At 70.6% G+C, this 19,207-nt stretch carries 19 protein-coding genes; 4 read left to right on the forward strand and 15 right to left on the reverse strand.

The genetic code is table 11. The features are described from left to right. Positions 1–103: 103 nt before the first annotated feature. From ACO2Q3_RS25535 to ACO2Q3_RS25550, 4 genes are all read left to right on the forward strand, one after another. Positions 104–679 (forward strand): OmpA family protein, encoded by a 576-nt coding sequence (locus ACO2Q3_RS25535; protein WP_423311886.1) that lies wholly within the window; start codon positions 104–106, stop codon positions 677–679. 17 nt (positions 680–696) lie between these two features. Beyond that, positions 697–2,097, forward strand: coding sequence for a TolC family protein (locus ACO2Q3_RS25540; RefSeq protein WP_423311888.1), 1,401 nt, complete (start codon positions 697–699; stop codon positions 2,095–2,097). A 261-nt stretch (positions 2,098–2,358) separates the two neighbouring features. After that, on the forward strand, positions 2,359–4,455 hold the full coding sequence (locus ACO2Q3_RS25545; protein WP_423311890.1) for a type I secretion system permease/ATPase: 2,097 nt from the start codon (positions 2,359–2,361) through the stop codon (positions 4,453–4,455). 31 nt (positions 4,456–4,486) lie between these two features. Then, positions 4,487–5,719, forward strand: a complete 1,233-nt coding sequence (locus ACO2Q3_RS25550; RefSeq protein ID WP_423311892.1) for a glycosyltransferase family 87 protein — start codon at positions 4,487–4,489, stop codon at positions 5,717–5,719. A gap of 6 nt (positions 5,720–5,725) precedes the next feature. Here ACO2Q3_RS25550 and ACO2Q3_RS25555 read toward each other — a convergent pair whose 3' ends face one another. The 15 genes from ACO2Q3_RS25555 to ACO2Q3_RS25625 all read right to left on the reverse strand — a co-directional run bounded on the left by ACO2Q3_RS25555 (position 5,726) and on the right by ACO2Q3_RS25625 (position 18,934). Then, on the reverse strand, positions 5,726–6,301 hold the full coding sequence (locus ACO2Q3_RS25555) for an A24 family peptidase (RefSeq protein WP_423311894.1): 576 nt from the start codon (positions 6,299–6,301) through the stop codon (positions 5,726–5,728). Beyond that, the gene (locus ACO2Q3_RS25560; RefSeq protein ID WP_423311896.1) at positions 6,288–7,232 is read right to left on the reverse strand and encodes a tetratricopeptide repeat protein; all 945 of its coding nucleotides are present in this window, start codon (positions 7,230–7,232) and stop codon (positions 6,288–6,290) included. Before ACO2Q3_RS25560 ends, ACO2Q3_RS25555 begins: the two co-directional genes overlap by 14 nt. A gap of 3 nt (positions 7,233–7,235) precedes the next feature. Beyond that, entirely contained in the window at positions 7,236–8,204 is a 969-nt protein-coding gene (locus ACO2Q3_RS25565; RefSeq protein WP_423311898.1) for a LytR C-terminal domain-containing protein, read from the reverse strand. A gap of 11 nt (positions 8,205–8,215) precedes the next feature. Beyond that, positions 8,216–9,172: a type II secretion system F family protein gene (locus ACO2Q3_RS25570; RefSeq protein WP_423311900.1), complete on the reverse strand. Its 957-nt coding sequence runs from the start codon at positions 9,170–9,172 to the stop codon at positions 8,216–8,218. Between the two features lie 6 nt (positions 9,173–9,178). Continuing rightward, entirely contained in the window at positions 9,179–10,171 is a 993-nt protein-coding gene (locus ACO2Q3_RS25575; RefSeq protein ID WP_423311902.1) for a type II secretion system F family protein, read from the reverse strand. 1 nt (position 10,172) lies between these two features. Beyond that, positions 10,173–11,498 carry a CpaF family protein gene (locus tag ACO2Q3_RS25580; RefSeq protein ID WP_423311904.1) on the reverse strand — a complete coding sequence of 442 codons (1,326 nt, stop codon included), beginning with the start codon at positions 11,496–11,498 and terminating at the stop codon, positions 10,173–10,175. A 4-nt stretch (positions 11,499–11,502) separates the two neighbouring features. Beyond that, the gene (locus tag ACO2Q3_RS25585; protein ID WP_423311906.1) at positions 11,503–12,717 is read right to left on the reverse strand and encodes an AAA family ATPase; all 1,215 of its coding nucleotides are present in this window, start codon (positions 12,715–12,717) and stop codon (positions 11,503–11,505) included. Between the two features lie 168 nt (positions 12,718–12,885). Further along, entirely contained in the window at positions 12,886–13,194 is a 309-nt protein-coding gene (locus tag ACO2Q3_RS25590) for a hypothetical protein (RefSeq protein WP_423311908.1), read from the reverse strand. Positions 13,195–13,204: 10 nt separating this feature from the next. Further along, positions 13,205–14,647, reverse strand: a complete 1,443-nt coding sequence (locus ACO2Q3_RS25595; protein ID WP_423311910.1) for a type II and III secretion system protein family protein — start codon at positions 14,645–14,647, stop codon at positions 13,205–13,207. Positions 14,648–14,670: 23 nt separating this feature from the next. Then, positions 14,671–15,555: a Flp pilus assembly protein CpaB gene (cpaB, locus tag ACO2Q3_RS25600; RefSeq protein WP_423311912.1), complete on the reverse strand. Its 885-nt coding sequence runs from the start codon at positions 15,553–15,555 to the stop codon at positions 14,671–14,673. A gap of 134 nt (positions 15,556–15,689) precedes the next feature. Continuing rightward, positions 15,690–15,869 (reverse strand): Flp family type IVb pilin, encoded by a 180-nt coding sequence (locus ACO2Q3_RS25605; protein ID WP_423311914.1) that lies wholly within the window; start codon positions 15,867–15,869, stop codon positions 15,690–15,692. Beyond that, a complete protein-coding gene (locus ACO2Q3_RS25610) occupies positions 15,869–16,048 on the reverse strand; it encodes a Flp family type IVb pilin (RefSeq protein ID WP_423311916.1) in 180 nt (59 codons plus the stop codon). Before ACO2Q3_RS25610 ends, ACO2Q3_RS25605 begins: the two co-directional genes overlap by 1 nt. Continuing rightward, positions 16,048–16,227 carry a Flp family type IVb pilin gene (locus ACO2Q3_RS25615; RefSeq protein WP_423311918.1) on the reverse strand — a complete coding sequence of 60 codons (180 nt, stop codon included), beginning with the start codon at positions 16,225–16,227 and terminating at the stop codon, positions 16,048–16,050. The genes ACO2Q3_RS25610 and ACO2Q3_RS25615 overlap by 1 nt, the downstream gene beginning before the upstream one ends. 632 nt (positions 16,228–16,859) lie before the next feature. Beyond that, positions 16,860–18,029, reverse strand: coding sequence for an ABC transporter permease (locus ACO2Q3_RS25620; RefSeq protein WP_423311919.1), 1,170 nt, complete (start codon positions 18,027–18,029; stop codon positions 16,860–16,862). Then, a complete protein-coding gene (locus ACO2Q3_RS25625; RefSeq protein ID WP_423311921.1) occupies positions 18,026–18,934 on the reverse strand; it encodes an ABC transporter ATP-binding protein in 909 nt (302 codons plus the stop codon). Before ACO2Q3_RS25625 ends, ACO2Q3_RS25620 begins: the two co-directional genes overlap by 4 nt. Positions 18,935–19,207 lie beyond the last annotated feature (273 nt).

A 19,207-nucleotide genomic window follows, 5' to 3' on the forward strand; every position in this document is an offset into this window, starting at 1 on the left:
CGCCGCTCACGCGCAGGGGGCGCCGAAATCGCCGATCCTGAGCCTCGGTTCCCAGGGCGAGATGCGGGCGGAGGTCGAGAAACGCTTCGACGCTGCGGTCAAGATGACCACGGCGCCGGAGATCGTGAAGGCCGCCGATCCGCGCTTCCACGACGCCCAGGACGCCAAGGTCGCCTGCGGCATCGCCATCGGCTTCTTCAAGAGCGGCCAGGTGGATGAATCCAGCATCGACATCTGCGATGCGGCCTACCAGCGGATGCTGGCCGCCCCCGCGCCGCCGCCCCCGCCGCCGGCCGAGCCGCCCCCGCCGCCGCAGCCCGCGGCCGCGCCGGTGTGCTCCACGCCGATGCCGCTGAAGGTCTACTTCGGCTTCGACGTCGACCAGCCCCCGGCGGAGGCCGGCCCGATCGTCGCCCAGGCCATCGAGGGCATGAAGTCCTGCGGCTGGAGCGGCCTGCACGTGGTCGGCCACACCGACCTGTCGGGCAGCCTCGGCTACAACCAGGCGCTCTCCGAGCGGCGGGCGCACAACATCGCCGACATGCTGGCCGCCCAGGGCGTGCCGGCCCAGCAGATCGTCGTCGAAGGCAAGGGCAAGACCAGCCCGGCGGTGCAGACCGCGGACGGGGTCAAGGAACCGCTCAACCGCCGCGTCGAGATCTCCGTCGGCGGCCAATGATCATCAAGAGGCGCAAAATGACTTTCCGGAACAAGCTCCGCTGGGCCTATCTCGCGCCCAGCGCCCTTGCCCTGGTCGCGGCGTTCGCGCCGTCGGCGATGGCCGTCGAACTGAAGGATGCGGTCCAGGCGGCCGTGTCCTCCAACCCCGAGATCCAGACCGCCGTGCAGGACAAGCAGGCGATCGAGTTCGAGCGCAAGCAGGCCCAGGGCCTGTACCTGCCGCGCGCCGACCTTGAGGCGTCGGCCGGCATCGAGCGGCTGGACAATCCCACCCGCCGCATCCTGGGGATCGACAACCGCACCCTCAAGCCGGTCGAGGTCGGTCTGACGGCGTCCGAGACGCTGTTCGACTCCGGCTACCGGCGCTCCGAACTGGATCGCCAGGCGGCCCGCAGCGACGGCGCGGCCACCCGCGTGTCGGAGCGCTCGGAGTTCATCGCCCTCGACGTGGTCAAGGAGTACCTGAACTTCCTGCTGGAACAGCGGCTGGTGGCCATCGGCCAGGACAACGTCGCCTTCCACTCGGCGATGGTCTCCGACCTGCGCCAGGGGGTGCAGCAGGGCTCGATCAGCGTCGCTGACCTGCAGCAGGCCGAGGAACGCATGCACGCCTCCCGCGCCCGAGTGACCGAGGCGCAGGAAGACCTGCTGGATTCCATGATCGGCTTTTCGGCGCGCACCGGGGTGACCCTGGACAGCGCCACCCTGCCGCCGCCGATCACGGCGCAGCTGCCGGCCAACCAGACCGACGCGGTGGGCCTGGCCCGCACCAACAACCCCCGGGTCAAGATCGCCCAGGCGGACGTGGATGCGGCGCTGGCGCTGATCCGCCAGGCCAAGTCGGCGCTCGGGCCGAAGGTGTCGCTGGAGTTCACCGGCCGGGCCGGCAACGACATCGACGGCTTCGAGAACCAGACCACCGACGTCCTGGGCCGCGTGGTGATGCGCTGGAACGTGTTCAGCGGCGGTATCAACCAGGCCAACGTGCAGGAGCAGGTGCGCCGCGCCAGCGAGGAGCGCTACCGGCTTCTGCAGGTGATGCGCGAGGTCGACACCGACGTGCAGCAGGCCTGGAACCGCCGCGAACAGCAGGCCGTCCTGCTGGGCCAGGTGGAAACCCAGGCCAAGGTCTCCGACGATCTGGTCAACTCGTACCGCGAACAGTTCCGCGTCGGCCGCCGCTCGCTGCTCGATGTGCTGGACGCCCAGAACACCCGCTACAACGCCCAGGTCCAACGCGAGACGGCCCGCTTCGCCGAGCTGTTCGCCGAGTACAAGGTGCTGGCCGCCACCGGCCAGCTGCTGGACGTGCTGGGGGTCAGCCGGCCCTCGGACGCCAAGGCCGATGCGCGCGACCGTTTCGGCGTGGCGGCGACCCCGCCGGCCGAGACCATGTCCCGGCATCACGTCGACTAGAAGGGGGCGGGGCAGGACTGATGATGGCTATTCCATCAAGGTCTTGCCCTAAACGATTGGAAACGATCACATCGATAAGTTCGATGTGATGGGCCAAGGCCCCTTGCCGGTGTCTGGCGTCCAGACACCGGCCGCCAGTACGCTTGTGGAGGGTTCGCCCTGAGTGCCGTCGACCTGAACCACCCCCTCGACCTGGATGGACCGCCGGCGCTCCCCGGCGCCGCCGGGGGCGGCGCCTCCACGCAGGCGTCCGCCGATCCCGTGCTGTCCTGCCTGCAGCGGCTGGCCACGCTCTACGATCGGCCCGCCTCGTCGGTGACCCTGCTGGCCGGCCTCGCCCTCGACGAGCGGGGCCGCCTGCCGTTCCACCAGGCGGAGTCGGCCCTGGAGCGTGTGGGCTTCCGCAGCCACCTGATGCCCGTGCCCCTGCGCCGGCTGGACAAGCGCCACACGCCGGCCGTGCTGGAGATGGGCGAACGCGGGGCGGTGCTGCTGCTGGAGGTCCGGGAGGGGCAGGGCCGGGTCTATGAACCCCGCACCGGCGTCGAGACCTGGCAGGCGCTGACCGCCCTGGCCGGGGACTACACCGGGCGGGCGCTGGTGGTCTCGGCCGACCCCTCGCGCGAGCGGGGCTATGGCGGCGACATGGTGCGCCGCGCGCGCGACCACTGGTTCTGGAGCGAACTCTACAAGGCGCGCGGCAGCTTCGGCTTCGTCGCCCTGTCGGCGGTGGCGGTGAACCTGCTGGGCTTCGCCATGCCGCTGTTCACCATGAACGTCTATGACCGGATCATCCCCAACAAGGCCGAGGCGAGCCTGTGGGTGCTGGCCATCGGCGTGGTGTTCGCCTTCGGCTTCGAGTTCCTGCTGCGCTATGCCCGCGCCCAGCTGGTCGACGAGGTGGGCCGCGACATCGACGCGCGGCTGTCGCAGCGACTGTTCGAGAAGGTGGTCAACACCCCGCTCTCGGCCCGCACCGGCAACACCGGCGCCTTCGCCAAGCGCATCTCCGAGTTCGAGAGCGTGCGCGACTTCTTCGGCTCGACCACCATCGTGCTGCTGGTCGACATGGTGTTCGTGTTCCTGTTCCTGGGCCTGATCCTGGTGCTGGGCGGACCGCTGGTCCTGGTGCCGCTGATCGGCATCGGGGTGATGATCGCCGCCGGCTTCAGCCTGCAGCGCAACATGACCTCGGCCCTGCGCGACGCCCAGGCCGACTCCTCGCTGCAGCACGCCACCCTGGTGGAGACCATCTCCGGGCTGGAAACCATCAAGGCGGTGCGCGGCGAAGGCCGCATGCTCGGCCGCTGGCGCCGCTACGCCGACATGTCGGCGGCCACCCAGGAGCAGCTGCGCAAGCTGTCGGCGGTGGCGGTGAACCTGGCGGGTCTGTGCCAGCAGGGCATCAGCATCGGCCTGGTGGTGGGCGGCTTCTACCTGTTCGACGCCGGCAAGATCTCCATGGGCGCGATCATCGCCATCGTCATGGTCGCTGGCCGGGCCCTGGCGCCGGTGGGCCAGCTGGCCTTCCTGATGACCCGCGGCCGCCAGGCCTTCCTGACCCTGGAATCCCTGGACCGGGTGATGGCGGCGCCCGACGAGCGGCTGGAGAACGTGCGCAGCGTCACCCCGACCATCGAGCGCGGGGTGCTGGAGCTGCGCGGCCTGTGCTTCCGCTATCCCGAAGCATCGGTCGACAACCTCAGCGACATCACCCTGCGCATCGAGCCGGGCGAGCGCATCGGCCTGATCGGCCGCGTGGCCTCTGGCAAGTCGACCCTGGGCCGGGTGCTGTGCGGCCTGCACGCCCCCACCGACGGGGCGCTGGTGATCGACGGCCTGGACAGCGGCCAGCACCATCCGCACGAGATGCGCAAGGCGTTCCGCTATGTCGGCCAGGAAGCCGAGCTGTTCAGCGGTACGGTGCGCGACAACCTGATGCTGGCGGCGGCGGACGCCGACGACCAGACCCTGCTGGCCGCCGTGGCCAACGCCGGGGCGGACGTCTTCCTGTCGCGGGAGTCCACCGGCTTCGACCTGCCGGTCGGGGAGCGCGGCTCGCGCCTGTCCGGCGGCCAGCGCAGCTTCATGGCCCTGGCCCGGGCCCTGGTGGCGCCCAGCCGGATGCTGTTCCTCGACGAGCCGACCGGGGCCATGGACACCCAGAGCGAGGCCCTGTTCATCGAGCGCCTGGGCAAGGCCATGGCGCCCGAGCAGACGCTGATCGTTTCCACCCACCGTCACGCCATGCTGGCCCTGGTCGACCGGCTGATCGTGATGGACGGCGGCCGCATCCTGGCCGACGGTCCCAAGGACCAGGTGATGGCGGCGCTCAGCCAGGCGGCGAACGCGCGCTAGGCGCGGGCGCCTGGAGGCGGGGGACGGCGGCGTGAAGGGGCTGATCGAAGGGCTGCGCAGCGGAAGCTGGCTGACGCGCGAGCGGATGCGGGGCTATGCCCTGATCCTGATCGGCGCGCACCTCCTGGCCATCATCGCCCTGGTGGTCACCACGCGCGGCAACGTCGACTACGCCGGCCGGCCGCTGGGCACCGACTTCTCGGACGTGTGGACCGCCGGACGGCTGGCGCTGCTGGGGCGGCCGACGGAAATCTACAACCCGGTCCTGCACCACGCCATGCAGCAGGCGACCTTCCACCGGGCCGACATCCCGTTCTACGGCTGGCACTATCCGCCGTTCTTCCTGCTGATCGCGGTCGCCCTGGCGTGGATGCCCTATGCGCTGGCGCTGGCGGTGTGGCAGGGGGCGACCCTGCCGCTGTATCTGGCCGGCATGCGCGCGATCCGCCGCGAGCCCATGGCCCTGCTGCTGGCGCTGGCCTATCCGGCGGTGTTCATCAACCTGACCCACGGCCACAACGGCTTCCTGTCGGCGGCGCTGATCGGCGGGGCGCTGGTGCTGCTGCCCGGGCGGCCATGGCTGGCGGGGGTGCTGTTCGGCCTGCTGGCCTACAAGCCGCAGTTCGGCCTGTTCATCCCCATCGCCCTGGCGGCGTCGGGCCGCTGGCGCAGCTTCGCTTCTGCGGCGCTGACGGTCGTGCTGCTGACCGCGGTCACCACCGCGGCGTTCGGCGTCGACATCTGGCGCGCCTTCGCGGCCAACACGGCCTTCACCCGCAACGTGGTGCTCGAACAGGGCGGGGCTGGCTTCTACAAGGTGATGAGCGCCTTCGCGGCGGTGCGCATGTGGGGCGGGTCGATCCCGCTCGCCTATGGCGCCCAGGGCGTGGTGACGGCGTTCGGCGCGGTCGGCGTGGCGCTGCTGTGGCGCTCGTCCGCCGACCTGCGGCTGAAGGGGGCGGGGCTGATGGCCGCCTGCCTGATCGGCACGCCCTACTGCCTGGACTACGATTTCATGATCCTGGCCCCGGCCCTGGCGCTCTATGCCAGCTACGCCTGGGACACCGGCTTTCGGCCGTACGAGCGCAGCTTGCTGTTCGTCATCTACGCCACGCCGCTGTTCGCCAGGGCCGTGGCGCACTACACCCTGCTGCCGGCGGGCTTCGCCGCGGCGCTGGGGATGTTCGTGCTGGTGCTGGTCCGGGCGCGCAGTGACCTGGCCGGGACGGCGGCGGCCGGCGCAACGGCCCCCGCGATCGCCTGACGGCGCTCACACCCCCCAGGGATGCCCGCCGGCCAGGCTGCGCTCGATGTTGTGGACCGTCGGACGGGGCGGCTGGCCATAGCCGTAGGGCAGCAGCCAGCCGGTGAGCATGGCCCACAGCACCAGGGCGCCGCCCATGCCGATGGCCACGCCATAGGGCACGCCGGGTCCGGAATCGCCCTTGCCGCGCAGGGTGAAGATCGCCAGGGCGCGGGTGGGGTTCCTGGCCAGGCTGATCACCGCCAGCCCGCCGCCGGCCAGGGCCGTGGCGACGGCGAAATAGGGCAGGTAGCCCAGCCCCATGAACAGGGCGACCGCGGCGAACAGCTTGGAATCCCCCGCGCCGAACACGCCGCCGGCCCACAGCGCCACCGTGAGGACCAGGGCGATGGCGCCGGCCTCGAGGCCGGAGATCAGATGCGCTCCCAGGGCGGCGACGCTCCAGGCGACGAACAGCGCCAGCAGGATCGCCACGCACAGGTTGGGAATGCGCCGCTGGCGCACGTCGGTCACCGAGGCCCAGACCAGGGCGGCGGTGACGGCGACGGCGACGGCGATCTCGATCGCGTCAGGGATGTTCATGGGTGTCCGAAGCGGGGGCAGGGGCGGGCGAGGCGGCGGCCGAGGGCGCGCGCGCCGTCAGGTCCCGCGCCACGTCGAGGTTGGCCGAGGCGCGGGCGTAGTATTCCCCGCGCGCCTTCATCGCCTGGTCCAGCAGGTCCTGCGCCTTGGCGTAGTCGCCGCGCAGGATGGCCGCGAAGCCGGCGTTGTTCAGCAGGGCGGCCTTGTCCTCGGGCGCGCCGCCGGCCAGGGCCCGGTCGTACTGGCCGCGCATGGCCATCGCCAGGCGGATGTTGTTGCGCGCCGCCGCCAGGTCCGGCTTCTTGCGCAGCGCCTCCACGAAGTCGGCCACCGCCTCGTCCAGGCGGTTCTGCAGCAGGCGCGAATAGCCGCGATTGTTCATCACGATGGCGGCGCCGTCGGAATTGGACAGGGCGTGGTCGTAGGCGGTCTCGGCGTCGGTCCAGTCCCGCCGCTCGTCGTATTCGGCGCCCAGGGCGTTCCAGGCCCGCCAGGCGGTGGGGTCTTCCGTCACCGCCTTCTGCAGCACCTGGAGGGCCTCTTCGCTGTGGCCCGTGGACGACAGCACGATGCCCTCGCCCTGCAGCGCGTGGCCGCGCGCGCCCGCGTCCTTCTCCGCCTGCTTGTACTGGTCGAGGGCCAGATCCGGCTGGCCGCGCGCCAGGCTGAGGTCGCCGGCCAGCAGGGACAGCCGCGGATCCTTCAGCCCGGCCAGCGACGCCTGGTCGAGGCCCCGGGCGGCGTCCATCAAGCGCTGCTCGTCCAGCGCCTTCTGGATCTGGGCCACCGCCTTGTCCACGGCCGCGCTGGCGGCGTGGCCGTCCGCCGTCGCGGCGGGCTTGCGCCCGAAGATCGACGCCTGCGCGGGCATGGCCGCAGCCAGGGCGCCGAGGGCGAGGCCAAGCGTCAGCAGGGCGGTGATCGGCTTCATTGTCTAGCTCCGCCGCTTCGCCGGCTTGGCCGGTCGCTGTCCGACGGCGTCGCGGCCCACGAAGAGGCGGATGTCCTGGCAACCGTCGGCGCAGGCCACCAGGGTGGGCTTCATCGGCAGGGTGCGCGCCAGGGCCCTGGCCGCCACCTCGTCGCGGACGGGATAGCGGATGGTCGAGCGATCCTGCGCCGCCGCGGAGGTGGCCGCCACCTCGGGCGCCGTCCAGCCCAGGCTGACCAGCTGCAGGCGCACCGGCTCGGCCGCCCCGCTGCGGCCCGAGGCGTTGACCACCACCAGGGCGCGGCCGGTGTGGCCGGGCGCCAGCGCCAGGGTGGTCGTGGCCGGCTGCGAGGGCAACACCAGCCGCACCACGCCCGGGCTCTCGTAGACCACGCGGCCGACGGTCGGATCGGCCGCGGCGTCAGCCAGCTTCGCCGACGGCGCTGGCGTCGGCGGGGCAGGGGGCGCGGCGGCGGCGAGCGCCGGCGGCGGCGGCGCCGGATGCGGCGGGGTCGCCAGCACCGGCTCCGGCGCCATGGCGGCCAGGGCCGGCGTGGCCACCGCCAGAGTCGGGCGGCCCTGCAGCCAGGCGGAGTAGGCGATGTTGTTGGCCACCACCGGCGAGGCGGGGTCCAGCGCCTGGGCCTCGGCGTAGTAGCGGGCGGACAGGTCGAAGCGGCCCAGCTTGTCGTACACCACGCCGAAGCCGTTCAGCACCCGCACGTCGTCGCCCTTGGCGTCGCGCGCCGCCTGCAGCAGCTGCAGCGCCGCGGCGTACTCCCGCCGTTCGATCGCGCTGCGGGCGTCCTGGTAGTAGGCGTTGGCGCGCTGCTGCGGGGAAATCACCTGCTCGGCCAGGGGCAGCGCCTTGACCTTCAGCCGGGCGGTATGCAGCCGCGGCGGAAAGCTGGCGCAGGCCGAAAGGCCCAGCAGCAGGGCCGTGGCGGACAGCAGGCGGGACGGGAAGGGCATGGCGAGGCGCCTCAATGGTGCTGGTGCGACAGCGCGGGGATCAGGGTCCGCGTGACGTCCAGGATCGGCGGCAGCAGCAGCGAGACCATGATCACCGGCAGGATGCAGGCGACCAGGGGCACGGTCATCAGCACCGGGATGCGCATGGCCTTTTCCTCGGCGCGCATGAACCGGGCCTGGCGCATCTCGATGGCGTAGGATTTCAGGGTCTGGCCGATGCTGGTGCCCAGGGTGTCGGTCTGGATCAGCAGGGCGACGAACGAGCGCACCGCATCGACGGTCACCCGGTCGGCCATGGCGCGCAGGGCGTCTGCGCGGCTGCGGCCGGCGCGCAGCTCTTCGGACACCTTGTTGAGCTCGGCAGCGATCAGCGGGTGGGATTCGACGGTTTCCGTGCCGACGCGGACGAAGGCGGCCTCCAGGCCAAGGCCGGCCTCGATGCACACCACCATCAGGTCCAGGGCGTCGGGGAACTCCATCTCCAGCGCCTCCTTGCGGGCGTTGGCGCGATTGTCGACGAACATCCGCGGCGCGATCAGGCCGATGGCGCACAGGATCAGGGCGCCGAAGATCAGGCCGATGCCGGTCATCGGCTTGGCCGACAGCTTCTGGGCCAGCAGGAAGGCGAACGGCAGGCCGATGGCCAGGCCGAACCGGGAGATCACGTACCACACCGGCGCGGCGGGATGATCGAAGCCGGCCAGGGCCAGTTCGCGCCGCAGCTTGGCGCGGTCCTTGTTGTCGCTGAGCGACGAGGAACTCTGGACCCATCGGAGGAACGGGTTGCTGACGTCCCGGCCGCGGATCAGGCCGCCGGCGGCGGGCGCGGCCGTGGGCGCGTGCGCCTCCTGGCTCAGGCGGCGGCGGACGTCCAGCCGCCCTTCGACGTTGCGCAGCAGAGCCAGGGACCCGGCGACCACCAGGGCGAAGGTGACGATCTCGATGAAGATGTTCAGCGGAGAGGTCATGGCGCCCTAGTATTTGAAATTGACGATCCGGTAGATCAGCAGCTGGCCTATGCCATAGACGACGATAACCCCGCCCACGACCGGCCAGAATACCGGATCGGAGAACTTGTCCGTGTAGAAGTGTGGCTGGAACAGCGCGAGCATGCCGATCAGGAAGATCGGCAGGGCGCTGAGGATCGCGGCGGAGGCCTTGCCCTCGCTGGCCAGGGCCTTGACCTTCTGGCCCAGCGCCATGCGCCCGCGGATCACGCCGGCCAGGCCTTCCAGGATTTCGGCCAGGTTGCCGCCGGTCTCCGACTGGATGCCGACGCTGACGGCGAAGAAGTGGGCGTCCTGCGATCCGGTGCGGCGGGCGAAGCTCACCAGGGCGTCGCGGAACTCCAGGCCATAGGTGGTCTCGTCGACGATCAGGCCGAACTCCGACCCCACGGGGTCGCCCAGCTCGGTGGCCGCCAGCTGCACTGCCGACACCACCGGGTGGCCGGCGCGGATCGCCCGGTTGACGATGTCCAGGGCCAGCGGCAGCTGCTCCTCGATCTTCTTCAGCCGCTGGCCACGCCGGCGCTCGATGTACAGCCACACCAGCAGCCAAGCCACCAGGGCCGCGCCGGCCATCGCCACCAGGGCGTTCAGGGCGAAGGCGCCCTTGGCCTGGGACAGGGGGGCCAGGCTGAGGACCCAGAGCGCGCCGGCCAGGGCGCCGACGATCATGAACACCTGGCGCATGGTCAGCTCCAGGCCCGACTGGCGCAGACGCAGGGCCAGGCGGTCGTAGAAGCCGGCGATCGCGCCGTCGCCCAGGGCCAGGGGCGCCTGGCGGCGCACCAGGGCGGCATAGACCTCGTCCGGCTTCATGCCGGATTCCAGCATGGTCAGGCGCCGGTTGACCCGCTTGGTGCTGTCGCTGGCGGTGAACACCAGGTTGGCGATCGCCTGCGCGGCCAGCACCACGGCCACGAAGGCCAGGACGTAGATCAGCGGGAGTAGCAACTGCGACATGTCAGGCCGACTTCCGGCCGGGCGCGAACATGGCGGACGACAGCTCGATCCCCCGCGACGCCAGGGTCTCCATGAACTTGGGCCGCACGCCGGTGGTCTCGTGGTCGCCCAGCACCGTGCCGTCGGGTCCCCGACCGCGGCGGCGGAACTTGAAGATCTCCTGCATGGAGATCACGTCCTCCTCCATGCCGACGATCTCGGCGACCGAGGTGACCTTGCGCTTGCCGTCGTCCAGGCGCTCGACCTGCACCACCACGTGGATGGCCGAGGCGATCTGGTTGCGCACCGAGCGGGGCGCGATGTCCAGCCCGGCCATGCCGATCATCTGTTCGATGCGCGACAGGGCGTCGCGCGGGGTGTTGGCGTGCACGGTGGTCATCGAGCCGTCGTGGCCGGTATTCATCGCCTGCAGCATGTCGAACGCCTCGCCGGCGCGCACCTCGCCGACGATGATGCGGTCGGGCCGCATCCGCAGGGCGTTGCGCACCAGGTCGCGCTGGGCGATCTCGCCCTTGCCTTCCAGGTTCGGCGGCCGGGTCTCCAGGCGGCCGACGTGCGGCTGCTGCAGTTGCAGTTCCGCGGAGTCCTCGATGGTGACGATGCGTTCCAGCGGGTCGACATAGGCCGACAGGGCGTTCAGCAGGGTGGTCTTGCCCGAGCCGGTGCCGCCGGAGATCAGCACGTTGCGGCGCGCCTTGACCACGGCCTGCAGCACCTGGGCCATCTCGGTGGTGATCGAGCCCAGCTCGATCAGCCGGGCCATGTGGATCGGCGTGGCCGAGAACTTGCGGATCGACACCAGCGGGCCGTCCACCGCCAGCGGCGGGATGATGGCGTTCACCCGGCTGCCGTCGGCCAGGCGGGCGTCCACCATCGGCTGGGACTCGTCGACCCGGCGGCCCACGGCGGCGACGATCTTGTTGATGATGCGGATCAGGTGACGGGTGTCCTGGAACCGGACGCTGGTGTGCTCCAGCTTGCCGCGCCGCTCCACATAGACGCTGCTGTGGGTGTTGATCAGGATGTCGGTGATCGTCGGGTCCTTGAGCAGCGGCTCGAGGGGGCCCAGGCCCAGCAGCTCGTCCAGCACGTCGTCGATCAGCTGGTCCATCTGCGCCGGCGTGAGGAAGCGCTTCTCCTCGGTCAGCAGATTGTGCACCGGGCCGCGGATCTCACCGCGCAGCTGCTCGCGCGTAGCGCGGTCGAGCACACTGAGGTTCAGGATCTCGATCAGCCGCTGATGGATGCGCACCCGAAGGTCGATCGCGCCCTCGATGGCGTTCGCGCCTTGTGCCTGGGCGGCCGCGTCGTCGCCTTTCCAGAGCATCGCCCTACCACCTCAGCCGGCGGTCGGAGACCGGTGACAGCACCCCGGCCCCGACCCGCTCGGACAGTTCGGCAATGGCCTTTTCCAGCTTCGCGCCCCGCTTGATGGCCGACAGCTCCACGCCCTGGTTGATGGCGGCGTTCATCAGCCGGCGGTCCTCCGGCAGCACCACGTCGAAGTTGCGGCCCAGCGCCTTCTCTGCGGCCTTCAGCGGCAGGCTGGCCTGCTGGTCCGAGGACAGGGCGTTGCACACCAGCACCAGGGGAACCTGGTCCAGACCCTGGGCGGCCAGCACCCGCAGCTGGCGCTTCACCAGATTGACGTGCGGCACCGAAAGCTGGGTCACCAGCACGATGCGGTCGGACAGGTTCAGCACCCGGTTGGTCCAGGCGGTCCACACCGACGGCAGGTCCACCAGGGTCAGGGCGAAGTCGCGCCGCAGGGCGCCGATCAGGGTGTCGACCTGGGCTGGGGTCACGCCCTCCAGGGGCGTCAGCTCGCGCGGCGCGGCCAGCACCTGGGCCTTGGACCGATGCTGGCTGAGCACCGTGGCGAAGGGCGTCTCGTCCAGGGCCGCGGCGTGCGGGCCCAGGAAGTCGCTCAGGCTGATCGCCTCGGGCATGTCCAGGTACATGGCCGCCGCGCCGAACTGCACGTCCAGGTCGGCCAGCGCCAGGCGGCCGGTGACCCGGCTCGCGAGCACGGCGGCCAGCTGGGTGGCCAGGGCCGTGGCGCCCACCCCGCCGCCGGCCTTGAGGAAGGTCACCACCTCGCCCACGCGGCCGCCGCCGCCGGTGTCGACGCGGGTCTCGGCCAGCAGGCGTTCCAGACAGACGGCCATCGACGGCTCGCTGACCGGCGTGGTCAGCACGTCCGCGGCGCCTTCGCGCAGCAGCCGCCGGGTGGTCATCACATCGGCGTCGGACAGCACGATCACCGTCCGCGGGCCGGTCTTCAGCCGGGCGCAGGCGGCGTCGACCTCGGTGGCGGAGAGGGCGCGCACCGGCGCGATCAGCACCTTCACCCGCGGGTCGGTGCGGTCGGGCCAGGTCTCGCCCACGGAGTCGAACTGCACGTGCGGAAACAGGGCGGCGAGCGAGGCCATGCGGTCGGGCCCGCCCACGGCGGCGTCCACCACGGCGACGCGGTCCAGGTTCGACTCGTCCTGCCCCCCGGTCACCGCCGCCAGGAACCGCAGTTTCTTGGGCGCCTCGATCACGACTCACACTCCACAAGCCAGGCCAAAGACCAGTTACGGCGGCCGGAGGCCACCCTGGCACATCTCCGGTTTGTACGTGCAATCCCGCGGCCAGAGTCACCGGCGGCGCCGCCTTTTGCGGCAGGCCGGGCACGGAGCGGTCTGGCGTGGCGGCGCGATCTCATGCGGTCACGGCGTCGGCGACGCAGGGCTGGAGCTGGCGCCGCCGCCGATCGACACCGTCGACGTCGACGCCGACGCCGGCGGGATCACCTGATCGCGGTTGTAGCGGCCGTTGGCCGCGGCCGCGCGCGCGCCGCTGGAGCCGGGGGCGGGGACGCCCTCATAGTGGGCGTCGGGATCGGCGGTCTGGGCCACCTGGTTCTGATGCACCGCCTCGCCGAAGTCCGGCGACAGGCGCAGATGCGTCTCGGTGCAGCCGGCCAGCAGCAGGGCGGTGGTGGCGGCCAGGGCGGCGCGGGTGATGTTGCGGGTCATGCGCCGGCTCCTAGTAGAGGACATGGCCGTGCGGCCCGTCGATGCCGCCCTTGGTGGGATCGGCCTGCATCAGCACGCGGTCCTCGGGGGCGATGACCGCGCCCGATCCGCGCTGCTGGCCCATCAGGAACAGCTCGAAGTCGGACGGCGGCACGAAGTGGTCGCTCGGCGCGGCGGCGTAGGCCCGGCGCGGCGTCACCAGATGCGGGGTGACCACGATCACCAGCTCGGTCTGGTCGTGCTGGTAGCCGGTGGAGCGGAACAGGGCGCCGAGGATCGGCAGGTCGCCGGCGAACGGGAACTGGCTGATGCTGTTCTGGTAGTCGTCCTTCAGCAGGCCGGCGATGGTGAAGCTCTCGCCGTCGCGCAGCTCCACCGTGGTGTGCGCCCGGCGGACCTTCAGGCCGGGAACCGACACGATGCCGGTGTTGACCGAGGTCGTCGGGTCGATGGCCGAGACCTCCGGGTTCACCACCATGTTGATCAGCCCATCCTTGAGGATGGTCGGGGTGAACGCCAGGCCGATGCCGAACTGCTTGAACTCCACGGTGATGGTCGGCGCCCCGCCGCTGCCGGTCGCCGAGGTCGAGGCGATCGGAATGGGGAATTCGCCGCCGGCCAGGAAGTTGGCGGTGTCGCCCGACATGGCCGTCAGGTTCGGCTCGGCCAGGGTCTTGATCAGCCCCTTCTGCTCCAGGGCGTCGAACAGGATGTTCAGGTCGCCGGCGGCCCCGGTGAAGCCCAGGCCCGCGGCGCCGAAGCTGTTCACCAGCTTGCCGGCGTTGGCCACCAGGGTATCGCCGGTGGTCAGGGTGAATTCGTGATGGCCGGCGGCGTCCAGTGGACCGGTGGCCCCCTGGACGTTGAGCCGCAGGTTCTTGGAGGTGGTGCGCTCCATCTCCACGAAGCGGACGGTCAGGTTGACCTGCTGCACCCCCTCCACCGACATCATGTTCACCACCTTGCCGGGCGCGTAGGTGTCGGCCAGGGTGGCGATCTGGCCCATCACGGCGGGGCTGGAGGCCGTGCCGGAGAGGATGATCGACTGGTTCGCCGCCCGCGCGGCGACGTCGCGCTCGCCGGGCAGGACCTCGTGCAGGCGGGCCTTGAAGCTTTCCAGATCGGGCGAGACCACGACGTTGACGGCGGCGATCAGCCGCTTGCCCGGGCCGTAGATGGTCAGGGCCGTGGCCCCCAGGGTCTTGCCGACCACGTACACCGAGTGGGTGTTCAGCGGCAGGATGTCGGCGATCTTGGGATCGGCGATCATCACGTCCGAATAGGCGGTCGGCAGCTGGATCACCTGCGACTTGCCGGCCCCCACCACCACCTCATAGGTCGCGGTCGGGGCCTCGTCCTGGGCCACGGCAAGGCCGGGCGCCAGAATCGCCATGGCCCCGGTCAGGACCAGGGCCGTGGCCGCCAGGCGGGCGGCCCATCCACGATTGGACATACGCATCGTTCCCCCCACCCGCTTCAGTATCGCGCCACGGCGTAGCCGTTGGTCTCGACCCCGCGGGTCACATGCACTTCGACTTCGTTCGGCCGCAGCGTCGGGCGGACCGGACCGGCGGCCCCGGCCGGCCGGGCGGCCGGGGCCGCGCCGGCCGGCGCGGGTTCGGCATGGCGGCGCGGGGCGAAGCCCAGGTCGGCGACCGTGGTCGCCTTGCTGGCCAGGCCGGCCGAGTCGGAGACGTGGCGCAGGGTCAGGGACACCGTGCCCACCGACTGCGCCAGGTTCAGCGTCGCCGCCTGGTCGGGCGTCACCTCGATGGTGATCGCCTTGGCGACCACCGGCTTGTTCTGTTCGTCGTTGTCGGACTGGTCCACCCCCAGCACCCGGACGTTCTCGGCCAGCACCTGGGTGACGGTGTTGGCCTCTTCGCCGCCGCCCACCGTGCGGGTGACCAGGACGTCCACCCGGTCGCCCGGCAGGACGAAGCCGCCGACGGCGCTGGTGTCGCTGGCGCGGATCGCCACGGCGCGCATGCCCGGCGTCATCGCCGCCGACAGGGTCAGCTTACCACCGGGGCCGCTGACGTTCGGCGTCAGGATCGGCTCGCCGGGTACGAACGAACGCAGGGCGATGCGTCCGCCCGTGGAGGCCTCGGTGATGGAGTGGAAGGCGCCGTCCGGCACGGAATCGGCGGGATAGGTCACCAGCTTGATGAACTTGGGGTCCACAGGCGCCCCGCGGGCGATCGGCGCAGTAGCCACAACCACGAATACCCCAGGACCGGCTTTACCGCCTGAGGCTGATTGATTGGGATCAGACTTCATCAAAAAGCCGCGGACCAGGCCCACGGCAATCAAGCCCAGAAGAATGGCGACGGCGAGCGTGGCGATCGTGCGTAGATTCATCTTGATAATCCGCCAGCTCGGTCGGTTGGACCAGAATACTATTGTCGGAGAACGTGGTTATCAAAGGCTTACGTTTACCAAAAACTGGAAGAGCAAGGGCGGCCTGACGCACCTGCGCCAGACCGCCCCTTGTGTCAGCAGCCCACGCCCTTGTTGGTGATGCAGGTGCCGGCCGTGTTCATGGCCTTGCTGATCGACGTGCCTAGGGCCAGGGCCGCGGCGGCGATGCCGGCGCCGACGATGGCGAGGATCAGAGCGTATTCAGCGGCCGAAGCCCCGCTCTCGTCGTTGAGGTAGGAGATAATCTTGGTCATTAGCAGCTCGATCCCTTCGAGGTCATGCAGGTGCCGGCCGTGTTCATGGCCTTGCTGATGGAGGTGCCAAGCGCCAGGGCGGCCGTAGCAATGCCGGCGCCGACGATGGCGAGGATGAGGGCGTACTCCGCGGCCGAAGCTCCGCTCTCATCGTTCAGAAATGAGATGATCTTGCTCATTAGCAGTTCGACCCCTTCGACGTGATGCAGGTGCCGGCTGTGTTCAGCGCGGTGCTGATCGACGTGCCCAGGGCCAGCGCGGCGGCGGCGATGCCGGCGCCAACGATGGCGAGGATCAGGGCGTATTCGGCAGCCGAAGCGCCGTTTTCTTCCTTCAGGAAGGACACGAACTTGGTCATGGAACAAATCCTTTCGAGTGGTGCTGACCCGGCTCCGACGACGCGAACCCGGGGGCGGAAAATGGGCGGGTGCTCGGAAGCCCCCCGACTTCAAACCCGAATTCGAAGAACCATGTTCCTACCGAAATGTAAACCCTAATCAATGGTTAACGCCAAGCATTCGACAAGCGGGATGAGTCGCAAGCCGGACTTTTCCCCCCTTTTTTGAGGGGGTTTCAGGTCTGTTGAGCGGACTTGTTTCGGCGTCGTTTCGCCCGGCAAGAGATATATTAACCTCTCTTAACAGGTTAACTTTTGCGTTGTGGAAAGACTTACGGCGCCCAATTGCCGGGCAATGGTCGAACAAGTGCGCCGACCTACGGTGCAAACCACGAGTTGGGCGACGCGAAGCGTTGTTCTCTCAAGTGAACATCGGTGGTGGCGGAGAACTGATGTGGTTCGCCCCGGCGCGCCTTAACGGTGTTGGTCTGGCGATGACGGTGAAGCTTTACACAGAGAATTGTATTGGCCCCGGCGCAGCGCATCCGACCGCCGCCAGGCGGGGTCTTGGAGACTCGCCTGACACGTGTGGACCCCTCCGCCAATTTCGGTATAGGATGACCTTACTCAAATTGGTGATATTTGGATTGGTCTCAACAGCCTGCCTGCAGGCGCCGCGACGATCTGGCGCGGCTGGCGAATAGTCCGGAAACCGGCCCTCTTGCCTCCGCGCCGATGCGCAGGCCGCGGGTCGCCCAGCCGCCGGCCGCGGCGGCGGAAAGGGCCAGCAGCCCCAGGGCGCCGACTTCCGCCGCGACCGGGAGCTGGCCCGGCGGCTGCAGCAGCAGCATGAACGGCGTGAACGGCGGGGTAAAGGTCATCCAGGCCAGGCCCGGCGTCCCGCCGGCGGCGGCCATGGCGGCGAAGAAGGCCGCCAGCAGCACCGCGAACATCGGACGCGACAGGTTCTGCGCCGCGGCGCTGTCGCGCGCCCGCGCGCCGACCCCGACGGTGACCAGGCCATAGAAGGCGAAGCCCAGCAGATAGATCAGGCCCGCGCGGACCAGGGTGGCCGGATCGGCAAGGCCGCGCAGCAGGTCGCCAGCCAGGCCGCCCGCGCTCGGCGCCAGGGGCGCCAGGCCCGCAGCGGATCCGAGCCAGGCCGCCAGCACCAGCAGCGACACGGCGCCCACACCCACCAGCTTGCCGAGCACGATGTCCCAGGGGCCGGCCGCGGCCAGCAGGCTCTCCAGGGCGCGGTTGGCCCGCTCGCGCACCACCGCCTGCAGCAGCATGCCCAGCGAGCCGGTGAGGGTCAGCCACAGCATCATCACCAGGGCGAAGCGCGAGGCGCCGCCCGCGGCGGCGGGCGACGGCGGCGCCGATGGTCGGGCGTGCGGGGTCGGGGGCGGCGAGAGGCCCAGCCGCGCGAGCGCGACGTCGCGCTCGACGGTGCGGGCTGCGGCGACCTGGGCGGCCGGCGTCAGCGGCGAGGCGCCCTCGAAGCGCGCTCGCGCCGGGCCGTCGCCGTCGGCCTCGATCACCAGCCGGGGCGTGCCGGCGCCGGGTCGGCGCGCGATCTCGATCGCCACATGGTCCAGGACCGCGGCCTCGATGAGGGCGCGCTCGCCCGCCGCTCGCAGGCCGGCGTCGGGGGCGGCCACCGCGATCGCCGCCGGCTGGGCGGCCCGGGCCGACAGGGCGGCGACGCCCAGCGCGCCGGCCATGGCCAGGGGGCCGATGGCCAGGGCGACCCAGAAGCTCAGGGTCGACGCGTAGGCGCGGAACTCGCGCTCGGCGATCAGCAGGGCCGGGGGCGTCACGCGGCCCGCCTCGCGCCGGCCGGCTCCGCCCGCGCCGGCGGGCCGCCGGCCAGCGCCCAGAACGCGCCCTCGAGGTCCGGCTTGATCGGTTCGAAGGCGAAGATCGCCACGCCGTGCTCGGCCAGGGCCCGCATCAGCGCCGGATGGGTCACCTCGCGCGGCAGGACCACGCGCCAGCGACCGGCCTCGCCGATCCGCGCCTGGCCCTCGCCGGCGGCGAGCGGCGAGGCGGTTCCGCCCACGGCCGCCGCGGCGGCCAGCAGGCCCGCTTCGTCGGCGGTGACCACCACCGCGCCATGCGGCGCCTGCCCGCCCGCCTCGGCGACCGGGCCTTCGAAGACGGTGCGCCCGCCGGCCAGCACCACCACCTGGTCGCACAGGCTTTCGGCGGCGGCCATGGAATGGGTGGAGAACAGGATCGAGCCGCCGGTGGCGCGGTATTCCGCGAACAGGCTCAGCACCTCGCCCTGGGCGATGGGGTCCAGGCCGGACAGCGGCTCGTCCAGGATCAGCAGGTCCGGCTGGTGCGCCAGGGCGCAGAGGATCTGCACGCGCTGGGCATTGCCCTTGCTCAGACTCTCGATGCGGGCCGACTGGCGCCCGCCCAGGCCGATCCGTTCCAGCAGCCGGTCCGCGCGCGCCAGCGCCTCGCGCCGGGCGACGCCCTTCAGCCGGGCGTGGAAGGCGATGACGTCGCGGGCCCGCTCGCGCGGGAACAGCCCCCGCTCCTCCGGCAGGAAGCCCACCCGCCGCCGGCCGGCCGCATCGGCGGGCCGCCCGAACAGGCGGATGTCCCCGGCGTCGGGCCGCAGCAGCCCCAGGACGCAGCGCAGGGTAGTGCTCTTGCCGGCGCCGTTGACGCCGATGAAGCCGGTGATCGCGCCAGGCGCGACCGTCAGGGACACGTCCGCGACCCCCCGCCCGCCGGCGAAGGTCTTGGCGAGTCTGACAATCTGCAGCGTTGGTGAATCGCTTGAGGTCGACACTCCTGCAGATGTGCCCAAAACAGGTTGATTTCCCCCTAACGGAAGGGTGAGTTCTCTTCTCGCGCCCGTTCGGGAAGCGGATGAGTCAAGGCTGCACCACTAAGAAGGGCTTCAAGAGTGCTAGATTTTGCAGCTGCGCGCAGCAACAAGGCTACTAGGTGGTCTGTCTATATTTCGATATTTGGCTGTTCC

It is taken from the genome of Caulobacter sp. KR2-114 (assembly GCF_049446115.1).
Taxonomy (GTDB): Bacteria; Pseudomonadota; Alphaproteobacteria; order Caulobacterales; family Caulobacteraceae; genus Acaudatibacter.